This window comes from Trichocoleus sp. FACHB-40 (assembly GCF_014695915.1).
Classification (GTDB): Bacteria; Cyanobacteriota; Cyanobacteriia; order Cyanobacteriales; family FACHB-T130; genus Funiculus; species Funiculus sociatus.
Genome location: NZ_JACJPF010000031.1, coordinates 51,308 through 73,854 on the forward strand (window position 1 = coordinate 51,308; position 22,547 = coordinate 73,854).

General features: G+C 47.8%; 15 protein-coding genes. 8 read left to right on the plus strand and 7 right to left on the minus strand.

Annotated elements, in window-relative coordinates:
- Positions 1-47 precede the first annotated feature (47 nt).
- The 3 genes from H6F63_RS03045 (at position 48) to glmU (ending at position 3,602) form a co-directional block, all read left to right on the plus strand.
- Positions 48-929 carry an MnmC family methyltransferase gene (locus H6F63_RS03045; protein ID WP_190634776.1) on the plus strand — a complete coding sequence of 294 codons (882 nt, stop codon included), beginning with the start codon at positions 48-50 and terminating at the stop codon, positions 927-929.
- Between the two features lie 130 nt (positions 930-1,059).
- Positions 1,060-2,121, plus strand: a complete 1,062-nt coding sequence (locus H6F63_RS03050) for a two-component system response regulator (protein ID WP_347276764.1) — start codon at positions 1,060-1,062, stop codon at positions 2,119-2,121.
- Positions 2,122-2,225: 104 nt separating this feature from the next.
- On the plus strand, positions 2,226-3,602 hold the full coding sequence (gene glmU, locus H6F63_RS03055) for a bifunctional UDP-N-acetylglucosamine diphosphorylase/glucosamine-1-phosphate N-acetyltransferase GlmU (protein ID WP_190417712.1): 1,377 nt from the start codon (positions 2,226-2,228) through the stop codon (positions 3,600-3,602).
- Positions 3,603-3,663: 61 nt separating this feature from the next.
- On the opposite strand, the gene H6F63_RS03060 is transcribed toward glmU, so the two are convergent.
- The 4 genes from H6F63_RS03060 to H6F63_RS03075 form a co-directional block, all read right to left on the minus strand.
- Entirely contained in the window at positions 3,664-3,969 is a 306-nt protein-coding gene (locus H6F63_RS03060) for a type II toxin-antitoxin system RelE/ParE family toxin (protein ID WP_190634780.1), read from the minus strand.
- Positions 3,966-4,232: a type II toxin-antitoxin system ParD family antitoxin gene (locus H6F63_RS03065; RefSeq protein ID WP_190445009.1), complete on the minus strand. Its 267-nt coding sequence runs from the start codon at positions 4,230-4,232 to the stop codon at positions 3,966-3,968. Before H6F63_RS03065 ends, H6F63_RS03060 begins: the two co-directional genes overlap by 4 nt.
- Positions 4,233-4,381: 149 nt before the next feature.
- Positions 4,382-5,341 carry an isoaspartyl peptidase/L-asparaginase gene (locus H6F63_RS03070; RefSeq protein WP_190634783.1) on the minus strand — a complete coding sequence of 320 codons (960 nt, stop codon included), beginning with the start codon at positions 5,339-5,341 and terminating at the stop codon, positions 4,382-4,384.
- Between the two features lie 97 nt (positions 5,342-5,438).
- A complete protein-coding gene (locus H6F63_RS03075) occupies positions 5,439-5,582 on the minus strand; it encodes a DUF2256 domain-containing protein (RefSeq protein ID WP_190417764.1) in 144 nt (47 codons plus the stop codon).
- 107 nt (positions 5,583-5,689) lie between these two features.
- Between H6F63_RS03075 and H6F63_RS03080 the strand changes: the two genes are divergently transcribed.
- Positions 5,690-6,502 carry an RNA methyltransferase gene (locus H6F63_RS03080; RefSeq protein WP_190634785.1) on the plus strand — a complete coding sequence of 271 codons (813 nt, stop codon included), beginning with the start codon at positions 5,690-5,692 and terminating at the stop codon, positions 6,500-6,502.
- A 159-nt stretch (positions 6,503-6,661) separates the two neighbouring features.
- On the plus strand, positions 6,662-8,263 hold the full coding sequence (locus tag H6F63_RS03085; RefSeq protein ID WP_347276763.1) for a serine hydrolase: 1,602 nt from the start codon (positions 6,662-6,664) through the stop codon (positions 8,261-8,263).
- 71 nt (positions 8,264-8,334) lie between these two features.
- Here H6F63_RS03085 and obgE read toward each other — a convergent pair whose 3' ends face one another.
- From obgE to H6F63_RS03100, 3 genes are all read right to left on the minus strand, one after another.
- Positions 8,335-9,348, minus strand: coding sequence for a GTPase ObgE (obgE, locus tag H6F63_RS03090; protein WP_190634788.1), 1,014 nt, complete (start codon positions 9,346-9,348; stop codon positions 8,335-8,337).
- Positions 9,349-9,420: 72 nt separating this feature from the next.
- Positions 9,421-10,107, minus strand: coding sequence for a Mo-dependent nitrogenase C-terminal domain-containing protein (locus H6F63_RS03095; RefSeq protein ID WP_190634790.1), 687 nt, complete (start codon positions 10,105-10,107; stop codon positions 9,421-9,423).
- A 201-nt stretch (positions 10,108-10,308) separates the two neighbouring features.
- On the minus strand, positions 10,309-10,995 hold the full coding sequence (locus H6F63_RS03100; protein ID WP_190634792.1) for a ComF family protein: 687 nt from the start codon (positions 10,993-10,995) through the stop codon (positions 10,309-10,311).
- A 159-nt stretch (positions 10,996-11,154) separates the two neighbouring features.
- On the opposite strand from H6F63_RS03100, the gene H6F63_RS03105 reads away from it, so the two are divergent.
- The 3 genes from H6F63_RS03105 to H6F63_RS03135 all read left to right on the plus strand — a co-directional run bounded on the left by H6F63_RS03105 (position 11,155) and on the right by H6F63_RS03135 (position 22,509).
- Entirely contained in the window at positions 11,155-14,604 is a 3,450-nt protein-coding gene (locus tag H6F63_RS03105; protein WP_190634794.1) for a PAS domain-containing protein, read from the plus strand.
- Positions 14,605-14,997: 393 nt separating this feature from the next.
- A complete protein-coding gene (locus H6F63_RS29190; protein ID WP_199297599.1) occupies positions 14,998-19,680 on the plus strand; it encodes an ATP-binding protein in 4,683 nt (1,560 codons plus the stop codon).
- Between the two features lie 255 nt (positions 19,681-19,935).
- Positions 19,936-22,509 carry a putative PEP-binding protein gene (locus H6F63_RS03135; RefSeq protein WP_190634797.1) on the plus strand — a complete coding sequence of 858 codons (2,574 nt, stop codon included), beginning with the start codon at positions 19,936-19,938 and terminating at the stop codon, positions 22,507-22,509.
- Positions 22,510-22,547 lie beyond the last annotated feature (38 nt).

A 22,547-nucleotide genomic window follows, 5' to 3' on the forward strand; every position in this document is an offset into this window, starting at 1 on the left:
TAGAGATGCTTACAACGTCTCTATAACCTAAGCATCAATTAAGAATAATGGATAATGGCGGCATCTTCACACCACAACTTACAGATGATGGCTCATTCACCTTCTTCTCACAAGAGTTTGGCGAAGCTTTTCACAGTCAGCATGGTGCTAAGCAGGAAGCCGAACTTAAGTTTGTGAATCCTCTCCAACTCAACGAGAAAGCGCAGCAACCAACATTGCATCTATTGGATGTTTGTTATGGTCTTGGCTACAATACAGCAGCAGCGTTGGAGACGATTTGGGCAGTAAATCCAGATTGTCGCGTTGAGTGGGTAGGCTTGGAATTAGACGCATCTGTAGCACCAGCTGCGATCGCGCATAATCTCCTCAACAGATGGAACCCCGAATACATCCAAATTCTCGCTAAACTAGCAATATCTGGACAAGTTAAGACAGAACGTTTACAAGCAAATCTACTCATCGGTGATGCTAGGGAAACAATTAGGCAAGTATATCTCTCCGGCTTTAGAGCAGATGCAATTTTTCTCGATCCCTTCTCACCCTTGCACTGTCCCCAACTGTGGACAGTGGAATTTCTGGACATGGTTGCCAAATGCTTAAAACCTTCAGGGAGGCTTGCTACCTATTCCTGTGCGGCGGCGGTGCGGACAGCACTTTTAGCAGCCCAGTTACAAATTGGTGCGACACCACCAGTCGGGAGGCGATCGCCGGGAACCGTCGCCGCGCAAAAAGCCCCATTACCGCCACTATCATTACAAGAACAGGAGCATTTGCAAACCAAAGCCGCCATTCCCTACCGCGATCCGACTCTGAACGATCCAGCCGATGTAATTTTGCAACGGCGTACAATAGAACAGCAAACCAGTTCTCTAGAGCCATCCTCTCATTGGAAAAGGCGCTGGTGTCAAAAGCAAGATCCAAAATCTTAAATTTAGGTCTTAAAATTTATCACAACTATGGCAACAAAACTTTGCATAATCGCTCTAAAATATCCGTGAAAAGCCTGATTTCATAATTGAGCGATTCGTTCATACTAAAAACAAATTTCTAGGATAAGCGATTTTAAACTTATTAAATGCTTCTACTTTTTCGCAAATAAGGTGTTCTTCAGTGAGCTTTATCGATTCTGAATTGCCCAAAGTTCTAGTTGTTGACGATCATCCCTCCAGTCGGATGACAGCAGTAGCACTCCTGTCGGTGGAAGGCTACGAAGTATTAGAAGCAGACAGTGGCCCAGTAGCATTAGAACGAGTGCTGGAAAGCAATCCGGACTTGATTTTGCTAGATGTAATGATGCCGGGGATGGATGGATTTGAGGTGTGTCGCCGCCTGAAGGAGAACGAACACACGCGCTTGATTCCGGTAGTGTTCATCACCGCATTAAATGACAGGCGATCGCGCATTATGGGCATAGAAGCTGGTGGTGATGACTTTCTCACCAAACCCTTCGACCGCTTGGAATTATCTGCCAGAGTGCGATCGCTCGTTCAGCAAAAGCGCTTAAATGAAGACCTGGATCACGCTGAACAAGTTCTTTTCTCAATTGCCCGTACCGTCGAAAGCCGCGACCCTGTAACTGGCGACCACTGCGAACGACTGGTGACAATGGGCAGAACCTTCGGAGAATTTATCAATCTTGGACGCAATGAAGTTCGGGATTTAGTGTGGGGAGGCTATCTCCATGATATCGGTAAGGTAGGAATTCCCGACTCCGTGCTGCTCAAAAAAGGAAAACTCACCCCCGAAGAGTGGGACATTATGAAACAGCACGTCACCATCGGGGAGACTATTTGCAAACCCCTGCGAACCATGCGGGGTGTCATTCCCATTATTCGCTATCATCACGAACGCTGGGACGGTACTGGCTATCCGGATGGACTCGTAGGCGATGAAATCCCAATTCTTGCTCAAGTGTTTCAAATTATTGATATTTACGATGCCCTAACCAGTGAACGCCCATATAAACGGGCTTTCACCCCAGCCGAAGCTTTAGAAATCATGAACGAGGAAGCCTCAAAAGGTTGGCGCAATCCCCAACTTGTGCAGCAATTTGCTGAATTTATTCAATCTACTCAGCAACCTGAAAGCCTGAGTCGTGAGGAAGCGTTTGCTCAAAAATGACTCAGATGATGGGAAAGCTTTTCCTCAAGTGTGAAATTCAACTTTGAAGGTTCACCCTTCATCCTTTATCCTTTTAGCTGGTAGCTGAAGGCTGATAGCTAAACATGGTAGCAGTAGCAATTCTTGCAGCAGGACGTGGAACGCGGATGAAATCGGATCTGCCCAAAGTTTTACACTCTTTGGGAGGGCGATCGCTCGTCGAACGGGTTCTGCATAGTCTGTCCGAAATCAATCCATCTCGGTGTCTTGTCATTGTCGGGTATCAGGGCGATCGCGTCAAAGACTCTCTTGCGGGGGTTATTAATCATTTGCCCCCAATTGGAAGTTTAGAGTTTGTCGAACAAACAGAACAGTTGGGTACAGGCCACGCCGTCCAGCAATTACTTCCCCACCTAGAAGGCTTCGCTGACGATTTGCTGGTTTTAAATGGGGATGTTCCTCTCTTGCGACCGCAAACCATCCAAAATCTGTTGCAGACTCATAAAACAAATCAAAACGCCGCTACCCTTCTCACCGCCCATCTCCCCAATCCTAAAGGCTATGGGCGGGTTTTTTGTAACGGTCAAAATCTGGTAAAAGAAATTGTGGAAGACCGGGACTGCACACCCGCTCAAAAGCAAAATCGTCGGATTAATGCAGGTGTTTACTGTTTCAAGTGGTCGCAACTAGAAAAGGTGCTGCCGCAACTGGTGGCGAACAATGACCAGCAGGAATACTATCTCACCGATGCAGTAAAATTCATGGCACCTGTGATGGCTGTGGATGTAGAGGATTATCAGGAAATTCTCGGCATCAACGATCGCAAGCAGATGGCTTCGGCTTACGAAATATTACAAGAGCGGGTGAAAGATTCTTGGATGGCTGCTGGTGTCACTCTGATTCACCCAGACACGATTACGATTGACGACACGGTGCAGCTTTCTCCCGATGTGGTCGTTGAACCCCAAACTCATCTGCGCGGACAAACGGTAATTGGTGCAGGTAGTCGCATTGGCCCCGGTAGCTTGATTGAAAATAGCTCTATTGGGGAAAATGTGACGGTGCTTTATTCCGTGGTGACGGACAGCGCTGTTAAAAATGGCAGCCGAATTGGCCCTTACGCCCATCTGCGAGGTCATGTAGAGGTTGGGGAATCTTGCCGGGTCGGGAATTTTGTGGAATTGAAAAATAGCACTTTGGGCGATCGCACAAATGTCGCTCACCTATCTTATTTAGGAGATGCCACACTGGGTAATAAAGTTAACATTGGTGCTGGGACAATTACGGCAAACTACGACGGGGTGAAAAAGCATCCGACAACCATAGGCGATCGCACGAAAACTGGTTCTAACAGTGTTCTTGTCGCTCCCCTAACATTGGGAGAAGATGTGACTGTTGCTGCTGGGAGCGTAGTTACAGAAGATGTGCCAGATGATTCTCTGGTAATTGCGCGATCGCGTCAAGTAATTAAACCCGGTTGGCGCTTGAACCCAGAAGAATAACTTTACCCGTCTTTGCGTTCCCAGCCAGAGACTGGGAACGCACAAATCGAGAATGTCAATGTTATTCGTCCTCAGCATCTGCAAATAAAGAGCCTAAATTGCGTCTGCCACTCACGACTCGCATGATTTCAATAACATCATCTTTGACTCGATAGAAAATAATGAATCCTTCCAAAGGAAGTCCGCGCAGGTAAGAACGAATCTGAGGATAGCCACGTCCCATCTCTGGGAAACGAACCAACTGTTTACACCTTTCATTGAAGGCCTGAAACCAGCGTTCCCCTGCCTCCAAATTGCAAGCCAGAAAATAATTACTAATTTCGTCTAAATCTTGGTTGGCTTCAGGTGCAATAATATGGCGACTCATCCTCGATCTTGGCGAACTTGACGAAATCTTTCTAAAATACGGTTCACAACTTCTTCACCGTCTTGACCTTCGCCTCGATCTAAAGATGCAGCAGCAGCATCTATTTTCTCACGAGTTTCTTGCACCCACTGTTCGTAATCCTTATCCCGTTCTTCCAGCAGTCGAAAGGCTTCTATAATAACCTGATCGACGGTTTGATACTTCCCAGTTTTCAGTTGCTCTTGAATGAATTGCTCTTGTTCTGGCTTTAATGAAATGCTCATAGCGATTGATACAGGAGTTTTTCCTATCATAAAGCGATCGCCCTTGGACGCTCCCTGATAGGCGACAGCCTTGCCGAATGCCTGCCCTATATGAGTGCAATGCTTTCGGCATGGTGGTGTATGACCAAAGCGCCTAACTAACGCTTAATTTAAGCTACAAAGCCTGTGAGGGTGTCTCCAGTCCATTCCAGAGTGTCGCCGATCTTTTCGCCAGTGTGAAAAGCAGAAAGGAGGACTTCACTGGTTTTGCCAAAAGCGATCGCGCCTGTCGCATCAATTCCAATCGCCCCAAAATCTCGGCGGTGGTGATAAGCTTCGCCAAACGAGCGCTCAAATGCTTGGGCAAGAGATAGGCCATCAGTGACACGTACCACAATCCGCGCCGCCAGACACTCATCAATGATGTCTTCCCCAATACCCGTACAACTGATCGCTGCTTTCTGGGTGGCGTAGTTGCCAGCTGGCATAGCTGAGTCACTAACCCGCCCAATTCGCTCAAAACCCTTGCCACCCGTCGAAGTTCCGGCAGCTAAGTTTCCTTGCCCATCTAGAGCCACTACACCAATCGTTCCAACTCCTGCCTTACTTGGCTCAACCAGCTCTTGTTCCGCTATGACTCCAGCAGCTTCTTTGATAAAGTTCTCATCGCGTTCCTGAAGCCATTCCTGCAACCGGATCTCGATCATGGGATTGTAGACTGGAACTTGCAATTCCCGGATTAGTTCCATCGCCCCAAAATCCGACAGCACCCGATCCGCAGACGTTTGTAAAGCTTGAGCTAACTCAATCGGATGTTGTACCCGCGAGACATTGATTACACCACTGAAACGCTGACTTTCCCCATCCATCAGCGAAGCACTCATGCGAATTTGCCCGTCTGATTGCAGTACGGAACCTGTTCCAGCATTAAAGCGGGGATCGTCCTCTAGCATATGGCAAGCACTGACAACTGCGGCTGAGGCAGTTGCTCCTGCCATCAGCAACAAGTAAACTTCCTCTACGACTTTGTATAGAGATTGGCGTACTGCATCAACTCCCCCTTTACTCTTGAGAGAGCTTCCGGCACCGCCGTGAATGATAAGCTTGGGTTGCACCTGGTTAACTGACATTCCTTGAACCTTTGTAATGCGTGATATTTAGCGAGGATTAGGGATTGGGGATGGGGAATTGGAAGGAATCTTACCCAGTCCCCAGCCCGCAGCCATTTTATGAGCGGCGGCGGCGACAGCGCTCCGAACAGTATTTCACATCATCCCAGCAATCAGCCCATTTTTTGCGCCAAGTGAAGGGACGTTGACATACCGGGCAAATTTTTGTGGGTAAGTCGGACTTGGAACGAACACGCTTCATGCTAAGTTGACGATACATTGCTATTTAATTTTACGTAACAATTAGGGCAGGATGGCTACTATCTGTCTACAGATAGATGTGCTTTTTACTGTTTTCTTGAGTAAGTCATGGATGAAACCACATTAACGAGGGTGCGGATTGTGTTGGTGGAGCCAGCTGGCGCTCGAAATGTTGGTGCTGTGGCTCGTGTGATGAAAAATATGGGGCTGCGTCAGTTGGTGCTGGTGAATCCCCAATGCGATCGCCTCTGTGAAGAAGCTGTGCATATGGCAGTTCATGCCCTAGATGTGTTGGAACAAGCCCAGGTAGTTGCCACAATGCCAGAAGCATTATCCGGGTGTACTCGTGCGATCGCTACCACTGCCCGCGTCCGAAGTATAGAAACTCATCTGGAAAATCCCAGAACCGCTTTACCGTGGTTGATTGCAGAACCAGTGTCATCAGCTTTGATTTTTGGCCCCGAAGATCGGGGGTTAAGTAATGCGGAATTGAATTATGCTCAACGATTTGTACGCATTGCCACCAATCCGGAGTATCCTTCTTTAAATCTGGCAGCTGCTGTTGGCATTTGTTGTTACGAGCTTTATTCGTCAGTAATCAGCGAATTGTCAAGTTGTCAGGTTGAGTTGTCAGATTTTAATAGCTTGGCAACCTTTCAATCTGACAATATTGAAACGCCGACTGAAACTGCACCCTTAGAACTCTTAGAGGGGTATTATCAGCAGATGGAAGCTGTGTTATTAAAAATGGGTTATCTGTATCCCCACACTGCGACAAGTCGCATGGAAAAATTTCGCCGCATCTTCAATCGAGGTAATTTAAGCAAAGAGGAAGTAGCTATGCTTAGAGGGATTTTTAGTCAAATGGATTGGGCGCTGCAATTTTTACCCGAATCAGCAATAGGCGATCTCAAGCAATAGGACGCGCCATAGAATAGGGGATTGGGGACTGGGGACTGGGGACTGGGGACTGGGAAAATTTCCCAATCCAAAATCCAAAATCCAAAATCGATGTCGCCTGTACAGTGGTTGGGCGCTCTTTTTAACAACTAACAGCTAATAATGGTGGAGGAGTTGGGAGTGACTCAGCAGCCTGCAAATCAGTCAGTTGTGCCAGAGGTATCAGTGGGGAGTAAGTATACAGGCAAAGGGCAAACGCCCGACAAGGTTCGCGCCGCCATCCGCGAACGTCGCCGCCGAAAGGAAAAAAGTCAAATTGCATCGCCAACACAGCGCGAAGCATCTAGCAGCCCAGTGTCACGACGTACACCCTTGGTAAGGGTGGAAGACAAGCGTCAACCTGGAATTGGGAGTGAGGAATTACGGGCGGATTTAGGGCAGAAAGCGGCTTTGGAAACAGAAAGACGGAAATCGTACTTGTCGGCGCGATCGCAAAGCAGTACAGATTTGACTCGTGGAGGGCAACAAGCACGTCGGCGTACCGGCCGAGTGCGCCAGAGAGCAAATGCCAATCAGTCAATCTTTGCTGCCTCCTCAGAGCCAAGGAATAATGTTACACGCCTGAAAAAACCTTCTGCGTCTTTACCTGTCAATCTGCCAGTAAATAAGTCAACTCGTCGGACAAAACCTCAACGCCCGGTATCGCCTCTGCTATACGCTGCCCGTCTGTTGATTTTGGGGGTAGGAGTAGGGGCGATCGCTGGTACTTTATTATCAGCCTGGGACCCAGCCAAGCGCCAACTAACAGGCGCTATTAATCCAGAAGTCGCGATCGCTCAAAATTCAGCCGTTGGCGGCGAAGCACTAACTTCAGGACAACCGAATACTCAGAACTTACCACCAACTGCGCTCGCTGTGGGCGAAGAAATCCCAACTTTAAAAGCCAAAGTGCAAGCTTTGGTAACGCAAAATCCCAAATTTCAGCCGGGAGTATTTTTAGTAGATTTGGAAACCAATGCTTACCTAGACTTGTCGGGAAGCGAAGTTTTCGCCGCCGCCAGCACGATCAAGGTGCCAATTTTGGTCGCCTTTTTTCAGGATGTCGATGCTGGCAAAATCCGTTTGGATGAAAAATTAACTTTAGAGCAAAATGCGATCGGGGGTGGAAGCGGCGACTTGCAGTACAAAAAGCCAGGGACGCAGTACACAGCCCTGGAAGTGGCAACCAAGATGATTATCATCAGTGACAACACTGCCACAAATATGCTAATCCAGCGTATGGGGGGCGCTCAGGCGCTCAATCAGCGCTTCCAATCTTGGGGCTTAACAGCAACAGTAATTAACAACCCACTTCCAGACTTGGAAGGAACCAACACAAGCACTCCTAAAGATTTGGCGAATTTGATGGCAATGGTTAATCAAGGAAATTTGATGTCTTTGCCATCACGCGATCGCTTGTTGGACATCATGCAGCGAACAGTAACTAACTCGTTGCTACCAAAGGGACTCGGAAAAGGCGCTACCATCGCCCACAAGACCGGGGATATCGGCTCTTTACTCGCAGACGTTGGTTTAATCGATTTGCCTAGTGGCAAGCGCTACATAGCTGCTGTGATGGTGAAACGCCCCCACAACGATTACAAAGCCTCGGAGTTGATTCGTCAGATTTCTCGTATAGCTTATCAATACTTCAGCGCACCGCCATCAGTCCCTGATGCAACTGAAGTGTCTCCCATACCTAAGCCTGTGACTGCGGGAAATAATACCAGTTTTATTAATTAAGGGACTGGGGACTGGGGATTGGGGATTGGGTAAGACTTTTTACTAATCCCCAATTAGCAATTAGCTATTAGCTATTGAGTAACAAGTGATAACTGCTCCAGAGTTTGCCAAATTTCCTGCAATAAAGGGTCTAGTCCAATTCGCGCCACTGCTGAAATAGCAAAGACGGGTGCATCAGTCAAAGAACGTAACTGTTGCGCGATCGCTTCTACATCGCGTTCCCCTGGAGCCAGCGCATCCACCTTATTGAGTGCTATAAATTGCGGACGTTCCGTTAAACCCCGCCCGTAAGCCTCTAACTCCTGCTGTATAGTTTGATACGCCTCAATTGGATCGTCGCTGGTAACGTCAATCATGTGCAGCAGTAAGCGGGTGCGCTCAATGTGACGCAAAAAGTCGTGACCTAATCCGACACCCGTATGAGCGCCCTCAATTAAACCAGGAATATCGGCAAACACAGTACCATCGCCGTTGGGTTTGCGTACCACGCCCAAATTCGGCACCAAAGTTGTGAAAGGATAATCTGCCACCTTTGGTCTGGCAGCAGAAATCGATGAAATCAGGGTAGACTTACCCGCATTGGGTAAACCAATAATTCCAACTTCAGCTAACAGCTTCAGTTCCATACGTAGGTGCCGTTTTTCACCAGGCAGCCCATCTAAGGCATACTCTGGCGCTCGGTTGCGATTGCTCAGGAAATATTGATTTCCCAATCCGCCCTTGCCACCTTGAGCTATACAAAAAGTTTGCTTTGGCTCGACCAAATCAGCCAACAGTTCATCCGTTTCGGCATCATAAATCATAGTGCCACTGGGGACATTAATCACGCGATCGCGTCCCGCCGCACCAGTCCGATTATTCGGGCCTCCCCGCTCTCCGTCGTCTGCCTTAAAACGATGGTTGAACCTAAAGTCCAGCAGCGTTTGCAAATTCTCTTGAACTACTAGATACACCGAGCCGCCGCGTCCCCCATTACCACCCGATGGGCCGCCTGCTGGCACATACTTTTCCCGGCGAAAAGCGACAATTCCATCGCCACCTTTTCCCGCCTCAACTTCAACTTCTGCCTGATCGATAAATTGCATAATTACTAATTGAAAGGTTGCTAATTGCTGATGGCTAATTGTTCATTGTTCATTGCTATTAGCCATCAGCAATTAACAGTAAGTCGAAACATCTTCTCCACAATCATCCGCCAGATAGGACAAAGCCCGGAAGCGCAAACCTACTAACTGTTCGTAGAGAGGATTGAGCTTGCAAAGTGGCGGGATGTGGACAATCTTTTGCCCGAACAGCTTAACATCTCGCTCGAACGGACACTGAGCGGGAATCATTTTACACAAAAATCGGGCTAATCGCTGGTCATGAATTTCTAACCCGTCAAGCCAAACTCTGACAGGTTGCAGCACCACGCGATTTTTGATCCGAGCCGCCGCCCCTGTCTCCAGTTTAGAGTCAATCTGACCTCCTGGGCTGGATTTCAGCGCCTGTCGCAGCACGGACAGCGCTTTTGGCTCCTGTCCCAATGCCTGACAAAACTCGCTCAACAATTGATCCTCGCTGGAGGAATAGACACCATCAGCTACTGCCACCATTACAGCAGTACGCAGGAAATTTTCTGCGGCGCGGGCATCTTTTCCAAAAGCTGCTGCCAGTTCATCGGGTGTAATTTGTTCAAGTGATGCGAAATCACTATCAAGAGCCAGTTCATCTTGAGCCAGCGATGCAATTAATTTTTGTTCTTCGGCATCAAAATCGCCGTCTGCCCAAGCAAGCGTCAGCAAACCGCGTATCCAAGCCGTCATTTGCTGGCTAGTGTAGGGAGATTGAAGCACGCTTGTCATAAAACTCTAATTTTGGTTGAATGTACGTTGCGATCGCTTTAAGTCGATTTTAGCTCTGGCTCTGACGCACTTGTTTATCTAAAAGACTCAACTACTTGCTGAACACCGTTTTTGGCGAATTTAGCAGAGTTAGGATCGTTTCTCTCTTCGATCCTAACCAGCTTTGCGTACACACGCGGGGGGTTTTCTGTCAGGAAAACCCTACTTGTGGACTGTTTTTTGGAAATTTTTTGGTGTAGCGATCGCTACCAGCCCGTATACTGGAATACCTTGCCCCTTCAGGGTTTCACTTGCCGCTTTAGCTGTCGCCCCGGTAGTATAAATATCATCCAATAGTAGTACAGAGCGAGATGGACGCGATCGCCTAAAGCCTTTCCCCAAACTGAAAGCTCCAGCTAAATTTTGTTCTCTCTGAGTACCAGATAAGCTAAATTGAGCTTCAGTCTCCCGAATACGTTCCAAGCCGCATTTTTGTAAGGGGAGGCGGGTGAACTCGCAAAAGCTTTGTGCTAATAAGTCAGCTTGGTCATATCCACGCTTTTTGCGCTTCTCTGCGTGCATGGGAACGGGAACAACGACTAGAGATGGAGAAGACATAGGAGAATTTAACCAAGCTTGACCTAACCAATGGCCCAAAGGACGAGCTATCTGGGGTTGGTTTTCATATTTTAAGGCAGCGATCGCTCTTTTTATTGCGCCCCCATAAACTCCCCAGGCAAATACAGGAAATTCCTCTTCCCATTGGGCGTAATTTGATGATTGGCAGCGTTGAAGTTGTCTGTAACAATCGTGACAAAATTCTTTGGGAGTTGGGCGCTGGCAAAGAGGACAACTAGACTCAATAAAAAGATTTAGCAAGCTTTGGAAAATCTGATGGCTGTTCCCCATTTTCGGCACTCCAACCTAATCAACTATTTTTAATCCTGGCTTAAAATGGTTATCTATAAAGCAAGTTAAACCTAACTATAAGAATTATTTATATTTTTGTGAAAATCAACCCACAACGCTCAGGTATTACCTGAGTATTATCATCTCAGAGGAAATCTCTTGAACATCAGCTTCTGGTCGCAGCAGAGTGGCCCCATCCTTACCTTAGTAACGATTGCTATCATTGAGCTACTGTCCCAGACTGTATTTTCCATTCCCAACCCAGCTCCGATCTACCTCACGGCTGTAGTATATGCTACATTCAGCGGCAGTTTCCCCTCTGGGTGGATCAGCGCGACGATGACGCTAGTTTATGCTCTCTGGTTCTTTTCTACACCAGGGGAACTATTTCACTACACAGATGCTAATGCACACAGCGTACTTGTCCTAGCTTTAACGACACCCGCGCTGGTATTGATGGTTGGTTTCCTGAAACACAGAGTAGAGAAGGCTGTGCAGCTAGAGACAGCAAATACCATTCTCCAACAGCAGCTGGTTGAGATGCAGCAGGTGGAGGTAGAACTGCGAAATGCAAACGATCGCTTTCATCTGGCAGCAGAGGCGGTTAAGGGTATTATTTACGACTGGGATATTACTAAAAATTACGCAGAAAGAACAAAAGGGCTGACCGAAGTTTTAGGTTATCAACTCCAAGAAGCTGAAGCTACCGCTGATTGGTGGGCAGAGCGCATCCATCCGGAGGATATAGAGCGTGTACAAGAGGCAATTAAGCAAGCTCTTGCTCTAGAGAGCAGTTTTACTATCGAGTATCGAGTTTGCCACAAAAGCGATCGCTACCTGTATGTTTGGGATAGAGGGCTAATAGTGAGAGATGCCTCTCAAGCCGCGGTGCGAGTAGTGGGCTGCACCTTGGATATAAGCGATCGCTTCCACGCAACTATGGAACGCGATCGCCTGCTGGAACAATTAGAAACCGAACGCGCCCTCTTAGAAGCAGTGCTGCAACAAATGCCAGCGGGTGCAATAGTTGCCGAAGCACCGTCAGGAAAGCTAATTTTGGGCAACGACCAGGTGGATCAGATTTGGCGGCATCCTTTCTTAACATCTGCGAACATTCAGGAGTACCACAAATACAAAGGCTTTCATCCGGATGGGCATTCCTACGAGCCGCAAGAGTGGCCTCTGGCGCGTTCCATAAGCACAGGCGAAGTGGTGATGGAAGAGGATATTGAAATACTGCGCGGCGACGGTACGCGGGCTACAATGCGCGTCAGCTCCTCCCCAGTGCGATCGCGTACTGATGCCATTGTCGCCGGAGTAGTTATTTTCTCCGACATCAGCGATCGCAAACGAAATAAAGCGCTGATGAAAGCGCAAAACACCGTTTTAGAAATGATTGCCAGCGGCGCTCCCCTTCCCCAAGTGCTGGATGTTTTGACTAGATTAATTGAAGAACAATCCAATGGGGCGCTTTGCTCCATCCTACTACTGGACAAAGAAGGGAAAAAACTATTTTTCGCTGCTGCCCCCAGCCTCCCAGAAAGCTATAAACAGGTAATTGCTGATGGTCTTCCCATCGGTGAGAACGCTGGCAGTTGCGGAACTTCAGCTTATAGACGGGAGCCGGTAATTGTATCCAACATTGCCAATGATCCCCTCTGGGCAGAATTCAGCCATTTTGCCTTGGCTCACGGACTCCAAGCTTGTTGGTCACTACCCATATTTTCCACGCAGGGAGAAGTCTTAGGCACCTTCGGGATGTATTATCGCACGCCGCGCTCGCCCAATTCCCAAGAATGGAAACTAATCGAGATATCAGCTCATTTAGCAGCGATCGCCATTGAGCGTCAGCGTTCCCAAGAGGCGCTGGTAAAGAGCGAGGCACGGTTTAGGCGTTTGGCTGAATCTAATATTCTCGGCGTAATTTTCGCGGATTTTAGCGGCAACATTATTGATGCTAACGATGCCTTTTTGCAAATGGTGGGCTACACGCGGGAGGAATTTAACCAAGGGAAAGTGCGTTGGGATACCATGACACCGCCAGAATATCTCCCTCTAGACGAGGAGAAAATTTTGGAACTGCAAGCGTCTGGAAGTTCTACTCCTTGGGAAAAAGAATATATTCGCAAAGACGGCTCGCGCATTCCTATTTTGGTCGGTATGGCCCTTTTAGAGGAACCTGAAAATACTTGTGTCTGCTTTGTACTCGACTTAACTGAGCGCAAGTTGTTAGAGGGAAGCTTGCGACAACAGGCACAAGACTTAGAACAAGCAAATCGCATTAAAGATGAGTTCCTAGCTGTAGTTTCCCACGAATTGCGGACACCTTTAAATGCCATGCTCGGCTGGGCGACTCTACTGCGTAGCCGCAAGTTTAACGAAGAAACAACGTCAAGGGCGCTGGAAACAATCGAACGCAATGCCAAATCACAGGTGAAACTGATCGAGGATATATTGGATGTCTCGCGCCTGATGCAAGGGAAAATCCGCCTGAATATCTGCCCTGTTGAACTAAAGCCACTAATTGAAGCTTGTATTAATACTGTCCTACCTTCCTGCGAAGCGAAAGGGATAATTTTAGAGTCGGTAATAGACCCGGTTGCTGGCTTTGTTTCCGGCGATGCAGAACGCTTGCAGCAAATTATCTGGAATTTACTTGCCAACGCCATAAAGTTTACCAGCGAGGGCGATCGCGTGACGCTGCGATTGTCAGCGGTTAGGGAATTGTCAAGTTCTAACAAGTTAACAACTTTGCCACGTTTAAACGTGACAACGGGAACCGAAGAGTTGTCAAGTTCCCAAGTTGGAGGGTTGGCAAGTTCTAACAACTTGACAACTTTGCCACGTTTAAACGTGACAAAGGGAACCGAAGAGTTGTCAAGTTCTCAAGTTGGAGGGTTGGCAGGTTCTAACAACCTTCAAACGCCAATAAACTACTACGCTCAAATTCAGATAAGCGACACAGGCATTGGTATTAACCCAGAATTTCTACCTTTCATCTTCGAGCGCTTCCGGCAAGCTGATAGTACCACTACGCGATCGCACTCCGGTCTAGGGTTAGGTTTAGCAATTGTCCGCCAGCTGGTGCAACTTCACGGTGGCACTATTAAGGCTACCAGTCCCGGAGAAGGGCTAGGATCTACATTTACAGTACAGTTACCACTCCAAGAAAGGGGACTCTTGACTAGGGACAAGCAGGATTTCCTAATCTCCAATTCCCAATCCCCAATTTCCCTTAAAGGTTTGCGGATACTTGTGGTCGATGATGAAGCGGACACTCGTGAATTTCTCACCACAGCCATAACACAATACGGCGGTAAGGTACTAGCTGTAGCATCGACAAGAGAGGCTCTAAAAGCACTCGAACAATTCCAGCCAAATGCCCTTGTCAGCGATATCGGAATGCCCTTAGAAGATGGCTATTCGCTGATTCGGCAAATAAGGAGCCGTTTCGGAAAACGCGGACAGCTGTTGCCAGCACTAGCCCTGAGTGCTTATAGCACCCAGGCAGATAGCAAACGAGCGATCGCGGCAGGTTTCCATCAACACCTTGCTAAACCAATCGATCCAACCGAATTAGTAGAAGCGATCGCCAAGCTTCTGCCTTAGAGGATGTCCCCAAATTTATATTCAAGAAGCTTAGACGGTGGAGATACCCCTATTTAGGGGACTTGGAGCCGAATTATACTGATTTATGCCCTGAACTAAAGTTCAAGGCTCAAAGCTAAAAACTGCTAAAACAGGTTGAAAACCTTATCCAGTAAGCTTTAGCTTCTCGCTGTGAAATTTATTTCCAGACTTTTAAGTAATTTATAGGTATGCTTGCGGGGCGGATACCAACTTTTGACATTTCTGGGACATCTTCTTAGCCGTATTGCAATATAAATTAATAGTTTTTATCTATAGTCTGCTATCAATTGTAACTATCTCTAAAGGTAGATTTATGCTGCATTAGATGCCTTTAACCTTTAACCTTTAGGCTTTAGACTGAAGGCAATAAGTATGCGATCGCCTTTATTTAGATTCACAATGGAGGAAGATACGAAAAAGCAAGATATGCGAATACATCGGGATGAACTAGGCTACGGCGTTGCGGTATCGATTTGTACTTTGATTGTGCTAGCACTGTGGCCCGATCTCTTAACAAATCTATTGGTAGGAAAAGGTTTTATCCCACATGGACATTGTTACCTGTGGAAACCCAACTTGGTATGGCTCCACGTAGTTTCAGATTTTCTGATTGGGCTTGCTTATGTTTCGATTTCCGGAACTCTAGGCTATTTAGTCTACAAAGCCCGCCGAGACATCCCCTTTTATTCAGTGTTATTGGCATTTGGATTATTTATCATTGCCTGCGGTGCCACCCATTTTATAGAAATTTGGACATTGTGGCACCCGATGTATTGGCTATCGGGAAGCATTAAATTAATTACTGCGATCGTATCGGTAACTACAGCCTTATTACTGCCGCCGTTAGTTCCTCAAGTAATAGCACTGGTTGCAGCCGCCAAAAGCTCAAATGAGCGCAAACTGCAACTAGAAACCGCCAACCAAGAACTAGAGACACTTTACCAAAAACTCAAAGAACTCGACCAGCTAAAAACTCAGTTTTTCGCCAACGTCAGCCACGATTTGCGGACACCACTAACGTTAATTTTAGGCCCAACCGAGAAGCTATTAGCGGACTCCCAAAGCACGAGCATTGAGCAGCGTCACAACCTAGAAGTCGTAAACCGCAACGCCCAAATCTTGCTCAAGCGTGTCAACGATTTGCTCGACGTTTCCAAGCTAGAAGCAGGGAAAATGGAGATCAACTACGCCCCGACTGACGTAGCGCAACTGGTGAGACTGACAGGGGCATACTTTGAGATTCTTGCACAAGAGCGAAAAGTAGCTTTTTCGCTGGAGACACCCGCATCTCTACAGGCAACTGTAGACGCTGATAAGTTACAGCGCATCTGTTTTAACCTGTTTTCCAACGCCTTTAAGTTCACTCCTTTAGGTGGCAGTATTCGCTGCATTCTGGGGGAATTAGTAGTCACGTCGTCAAGTGGTCAGCTTAAATTGTCAGGTTCTAACAACTTGACAACATTGCAACCTAACAACCTTAAAACACCAACGGACTGTTTTATCCTTAGTGTTCAAGACAGCGGTTTAGGAGTGCCGTTGGAACTACGCGAGGTAATTTTCGAGCCATTCCGTCAGAGAAATTTAGGTTCCAATCAACTGTTTGGTGGCACAGGTTTGGGACTCGCCATTGTCAAGGAGTTTGTAGAACTGCACGGTGGAACTATTACAACTGGCGATGCTCCCGGAGGCGGGGCGATTTTTACTGTCTGCGTACCAAAAACAGCATCTAATGGGGTGCTTAGTTTTGGGGCGAAAGAGTTAGCCGAAAATAGTCAATTTACCGACAATGTTAGTACAGAAAATTCAAAACAAACTACCACAATGGATGGTGAGTTTTGCGGACTCTTGGCTGGGGATAAGGGACAAGGGGATAAAGGGACTCTTGGCTGGGGACTCTTGGCTGGGGAAGATTCTTACCCAATCCCCAATCCCCAATCCCCAATCCCCAATCCTCAATCCCCAATCCCCAATCCCCAATCTCCACTGGTATTGGTAGTTGAAGACAATCCGGAAATGAACCAGTTCATTGCCGAGATTTTAGGAAGAAAATATCGCGTAGTTACTGCCAGAAATGGGCATGAGGGATTGGAGAAAGCGATCGCTCTTTCTCCCGATTTAATCCTCACAGATGTGATGATGCCCCACCTGAACGGCGAACAGCTAGTGCGGAAAGTAAGATCCATTCCGGCGCTTGATGGCATCCCGATCATCCTGCTGACTGCCAAAGCTGACGACAAGCTAAGAGTGCAGATGTTGCAAGAAGGCGCTCAAGATTACCTGATGAAACCCTTCCAGATTGAGGAATTACAGGCAAGGGTGGACAATGCGATCAGTATTAAACAGGTTCGCGAGGTACTACAAACCGAATTGCAAACTCTGGATGGAGATGTAGCGGTATTAGCCAATGAAGTCACCAACCGCAAACGCGAACTGCAAAAAGCCAATGATGAATTAGAAATTCGAGTCACTGAAAGAACCCGCGAACTACTAACAGCTAACGAACTGCTAAAAGCAGAAATCGCCTCTCGCTCCTTAGCAGAGGAGTCTCTAAGAGCCAGTGAGAAACGTTTCCGCAGCTACTTTGAACTTCCTCTAGTCGGTATCGCCATCACGTCACCAGAAAAAGGCTGGGTAGAAGTAAATGACAAATTGTGCGATTTCTTGGGCTATTCTCGGCAAGAACTCAAGGAGATGACTTGGGAAGATTTAACTCATCCCGATGATTTGCAGTCTGATGTGGAGCAGTTTAACCAAGTCTTAGCAGGGGAAACTGAAGGCTATTTGATGGATAAGCGGTTTATCCGCAAAGATGGTACTGTAATTCACACCAGCATCTCGATTCGCTGTGTTCGTCGTGCTGATAAGTCGATTGATTACTTTATAGCAGTGGTTCAGGACATCACTCTGGCTCTTCAGGCTCTTGAGTCCCTGCGCCAGAGCGAATCTACTCTCCGCAGTTTCTTTGATAGCGCTCCTCTGATGATGGGGATTGTGGAGCTGGTGGATGATGATATCTTGCATATTTCTGATAATCGCACCAGCTCGAAGTTGTTTGAAACAACACCAGAGGCGATGCGAAACCAAAAAGCTAGCAGTTTGGGAGTACCACCGAAATATCTCCGCTTGTGGTTTCATCAATACCAGTTGGCTCAACGCAGCCAAGCTCCTGTACGCTTTGAATATCCTCACAAGATTGGGAGAAATAAGAAGTGGCTATCAGCAACAGTCTGCCCAATCGAGGTATCAACGCTGGCGCATCCAAGATTTGCTTATGTGGTGGAGGACATCACCAACCGCAAGCAAGCTGAGAGAGAACGGCTCCAGCTCTCCCTTGAACATGAGGCTCGCGTTCAAGCCCAAGAAGCGCAGCAGCGTTATCAGCTGATGGCTGAAACTGTTCCGCAGATAGTATGGACAGCAGGCCCAGATGGTGCCGTCGATTACTTCAACCAGCGCTGGACTGACTATACAGGAATGACGCTGAAAGAAAGCCTTGGCTGGCAGTGGCAGCCAGTAATGCATCCAGACGACCGAAGCCAGAATATTGAGCGTTGGTTGAGTGCTATTGATACGGGCGAGACTCACGAAATTGAATGTCGCTTTAAGAGGGCATCGGACGGGACTTATCGCTGGCATTTGGTTCGGGCAATGCCGGTGCGCGATCGCAATGGTTGGGTTGTCAAGTGGTTTGGAACTTGTACGGATATTGACGATCAAAAGCGAATCCTTTCATCAATGCGGTTTTTAGCGGACGCTACTGTGGTGCTGACCTGTTCGTTGGATTATCACGCTACCCTGCAACGGCTTGTGCAACTGGTGGTGCCACATTTAGCTGACTGGTGTACTGTTCACATAAAATCGGCTGATGGCTCCCTGCGCCTGCTTGAGGTCGCGCACGTTGACTCAGAACGAGTGCAGCAAGCATGGGAAGTAGAGAAGCGCTACCCGTGTGACCCACAAATGCAGCATGGTTTGGCAAAGGTGATGCAGACTGGTGTGGCGGAACTTGTGCCGGAAATTCCCGACTCGCCACCGGATGCGATCGCTGGCGATGAAAACTTTTGCTCATTTTGCAATATGGGTTTCAAATCCTATATGTGCTTACCTTTGGTGGCTCGTGGTAGTACCCTTGGGGCAATTACCTTTCTAACTGCCGAATCAGGTCGCCAATACAATGAAGCTGACCTCGCTTTGGCATCGGAACTCACCCACCGGGCGGCAATGGCAGTGGATAATGCCCGGCTTTACCAGGAAGCTCAAGAAGCAAGTCGCATGAAGGACGAGTTTCTAGCAATTATTTCTCACGAGTTGCGAACGCCAATCAACTCGGTGCTGGCATGGGCGCAAATGCTCAAGACTCGCAAGTTAAATGAGGCAAAGACGAATATAGCTCTGGATACTATTGAGCGCAATGCTAAGGCACAGACGCAGCTGATTGAGGATTTGTTGGATGTGTCACTCATGATTCGGGGTAATTTGTCAATAGATCGTCGCCCTGTTGACCTAAAAACGGTGGTTCAGGTGTCGCTTAATACTTTGCTCGCCTCGGCGCAGGCAAAAGGAGTTGAGATTGAGACGATACTCGACTCGGCTGGCAAGCGTGTGGAAGGCGATTCCACCAGATTGCAGCAAGTTTTCTCGAATCTGATATCTAATGCCATCAAGTTTGCAACTGAGGGCGATCGCGTAACGGTGCGATTGTCAGTGGAGAATCAAACAGAGCAACAAACAACTAAGTATGCTCAAATTCAGGTAAGCGACACGGGAGTAGGCATTAGTGCAGAATTTTTACCTCATGTCTTTGATTTGTTCCGTCAGGCTGATAGTTCAATAACGCGATCGCATGGCGGACTGGGACTCGGTTTGGCAATTGTTCGCTATTTGGTAGAACTACATGGCGGTACTGTTAGCGCCCAAAGTCCCGGTGTTGGACAGGGAGCAACATTTACTGTGAAGTTACCACTCCAAGAAACCAAGGAAGTAAGGGAAGGGGGAGTTTCACGTCTCCACTCTCCAGCCACCAGTCTCCCTCAAAGTGCGGATACTGGTGGATGATAGGGATACTTACTCTGGTTCTTATCCAAGCAGTGGAAGAGGAAGCGATTTTGAAAGCAGTGCCGGCACTTTCACCAATCGCCGCCAGAGGTGCTAGTTAGTGATGTTGGAAGGCTATGCCTTGATTCGTCAGGTGCAACACTCTTAAGCCGAGTTACTAGCAACAGTGGTAAGTTTGGGCAAACAATGAAAAATCCAAAATTAAGAATTAACAATTAAGAAGGCTTGCTGTTAAATGTTTAATTTTTAATTCTTATGGATAATCTCCACTGGCTTGAGGAAATTAAATCAATCGACCGGACGCTGGTGGGAGACAAAGCCTTCTTTTTGAGCAGAGTCATGCAGCGTGGCTATCCGGTCGTCCCCGGTTTTGTGGTTCCGGCGATCGCTACCCATGAATTTCTCGAAAGCGTCGAATGGTCAGAACCGCTTGGCTTGGATTTACCTTATTCTTCGCTACACCTGGATGTGGATAATCCCAAACAGTTGCAGCATCTCGCCCAAAAAATTCGTCAAGAAATTACCGCTGCTGCTTTACCGGAGTCTTGGCTGGAAAACATAAACTCCGCACAAGAGCGTTGGCATTCCCCAGTGTTGATTTTACGCCCTTCTCTAGCATTGGTGGGCAGTTCGGCATCCGTACTACGAACAAGCAATTGGTCGCTAGTACAGGAGTCTGGACTTCTAGAATCTCATACTTGTCTTGCGTCGCCAGAGGCTTTGGCTGCGGGGCTGAAAATAAGTTGGGCGGAACTGTTCCGTGCCCGAAGTTTATTTTATTGGCAGTCTTCTGGTATTCAGGTAACTCAGATAAATCTGGGAATTTTAGTGCAACCGCTGATGGAAGCGATCGCTTCTGGTACTCTGCACGTCTTACCCGAACTTTGGGAAATTCAGGCAACTTGGGGTATGGGGAAGGCGTTGTTTCGCGGCGAGGTGGTTCCAGATTCCTACCAAGTGCAACCAGAAACGGGTGAAGTGCAAACCCGCAACTTGGGAATTAAAACCCGTGCCTATCGAATTAAACAATACTCTACAGACGGGTTTGAAAACAGTACGGACAGTGTTCAGGTGGCAGTAAAGGCTTATGTCGCTGGGTTGATGGCTGATGAAGGTCTAGAGCCTTATCTTCTGGACGAGGAGCAACAAAAAAATTACGCTTTGTCAGAAAAGAACTTAAATGATCTGATAAACCTGGCAAGGCAATTAAAGGCTGAACTCGGGCCAGCTTTTTCTCTGGAGTGGATAATTTCTCCCCATGCAAATGAAGGCGACAAGCTTTATCTTACGCAAGTAAGCATTCAGCAGGCAGCCGTCAACTTGAGGGAGTCGGAAGTCCGAGATAGGCAACCAGCCGTTAGCAGTGATTCATCTATGGCTTCATTCAATTCACGGCCAGCTGTTCATTCTTTATCTTCCCGCTCATCCCCGACTAGCCACAACCCACTGGAAGGCGATCGCGTTGTGCGGACATCTGGGCTAACACCTACAGCATCACAGCAGCAGCACTCAATTAAGGGACTTGCAGCGGCGGCGGGACAAGCGATCGCGATCGCCCACGTATTAACAGAGAACCATCACACGCAGTGGTCACAAGCAGATGGAGTTTCATTACCAGCAGTTAGCGGCAAGATTTTAGTTACCAAAAACATCACTCCTGATTTGCTTCCCCTGCTACGACAAGCTGCGGGGGTGATCGCTGAACAAGGTGGAATGACTTGTCACGCTGCGATTGTTGCTAGAGAACTGGGTATTCCCGCTGTAGTTGGCGCTATCGGTGCTAGACAGCTGATTCAAAGTGGTGACTCGGTGCTACTTGATGGCGATCGAGGAGAAGTATATCGCCTTAGCGATGAAGAGTCATTAGTGATTAGTCAAAAGCCGTTAGCTAAACAACCGCCAATTTCCAATTTCCAATTTCCCATTGCTACTCAACTACTCGTCAACCTGAGTCAGCCAAGTAGTATTGAGCGTGCAGCGAATCTTCCTGTCGATGGAGTCGGCTTATTACGTTCAGAATTGCTGGTGCTGGACTTACTGGAGGGGCAACACCCTCACCGTTGGCTGCAACAGGGGCGCGATCGCGAATTAGTGGGGCTTCTATCCCAAAAGTTATGTGAGTTTGCTGCTGCTTTTGCGCCGCGTCCGGTATTTTACCGTTCTCTGGATTTGCGATCGCACGAATTTCTCTCTCTAATCGGTTCTCATCAAGTACGAGCCGAAGCCAATCCGATGCTAGGTAACAGGGGAACCTTCAGCGCCACTTCTGACCCCGCCTTGTTCGATTTGGAAATGGCAGCTTTAGCCAGCGTACAGCAGTCTGGCTACACTAATATGCACTTGATCTTGCCTTTTGTCCGCACCGTTGAGGAGTTTTCCTTCTGTCGCCAGCGAGCGATCGCAGCTGGGTTAACTGAATCTGCCCAATTTCAACTCTGGATCATGGCTGAGGTGCCGTCTGTTTTGTTTCTGCTAGCAGATTATGTCAAAGCAGGCTGCATGGGCATCTCTATTGGCTCTAACGATCTCACTCAGCTGCTTTTAGGAGTTGACCGTGAACACGCACAGATGGCGAGTGCGTTTGATGAGCGTCATCCAGCAGTGATTCAAGCGATCGCGCAACTCATCGCTGGGGCAAAACAAGCGGGTATTCCCTGTTCTATCTGTGGTCAAGCTCCAGCTCAATATCCAGAATTGATTGACCAGCTAGTACAGTGGGGTATTACTTCAATTTCCGTGGAACCGGATGCAGTTGAAAGAACATATAACGCGATCGCTCGTGCTGAACAACGCTTGATTCTAGAAGCCGCCCGTCGTCAACTTGGGTAGTTTGTGCAAGAGTTGGAAGGTTTTAACCTTCCAACTCT

Excerpts from the sequence above, each read along its gene's own strand:
- H6F63_RS03045 (WP_190634776.1), top strand. The coding sequence starts at position 48 with ATGGATAATGGCGGCATCTTCACACCACAACTTACAGATGATGGCTCA.
- glmU (WP_190417712.1), top strand. The coding sequence starts at position 2,226 with ATGGTAGCAGTAGCAATTCTTGCAGCAGGACGTGGAACGCGGATGAAA.
- H6F63_RS03060 (WP_190634780.1), bottom strand. The coding sequence starts at position 3,969 with ATGAGTCGCCATATTATTGCACCTGAAGCCAACCAAGATTTAGACGAA.
- H6F63_RS03065 (WP_190445009.1), bottom strand. The coding sequence starts at position 4,232 with ATGAGCATTTCATTAAAGCCAGAACAAGAGCAATTCATTCAAGAGCAA.
- H6F63_RS03070 (WP_190634783.1), bottom strand. The coding sequence starts at position 5,341 with ATGTCAGTTAACCAGGTGCAACCCAAGCTTATCATTCACGGCGGTGCC.
- H6F63_RS03075 (WP_190417764.1), bottom strand. The coding sequence starts at position 5,582 with ATGAAGCGTGTTCGTTCCAAGTCCGACTTACCCACAAAAATTTGCCCG.
- H6F63_RS03080 (WP_190634785.1), top strand. The coding sequence starts at position 5,690 with ATGGATGAAACCACATTAACGAGGGTGCGGATTGTGTTGGTGGAGCCA.
- obgE (WP_190634788.1), bottom strand. The coding sequence starts at position 9,348 with ATGCAATTTATCGATCAGGCAGAAGTTGAAGTTGAGGCGGGAAAAGGT.
- H6F63_RS03095 (WP_190634790.1), bottom strand. The coding sequence starts at position 10,107 with ATGACAAGCGTGCTTCAATCTCCCTACACTAGCCAGCAAATGACGGCT.
- H6F63_RS03100 (WP_190634792.1), bottom strand. The coding sequence starts at position 10,995 with ATGGGGAACAGCCATCAGATTTTCCAAAGCTTGCTAAATCTTTTTATT.
- H6F63_RS29190 (WP_199297599.1), top strand. The coding sequence starts at position 14,998 with ATGCGATCGCCTTTATTTAGATTCACAATGGAGGAAGATACGAAAAAG.
- H6F63_RS03135 (WP_190634797.1), top strand. The coding sequence starts at position 19,936 with ATGGATAATCTCCACTGGCTTGAGGAAATTAAATCAATCGACCGGACG.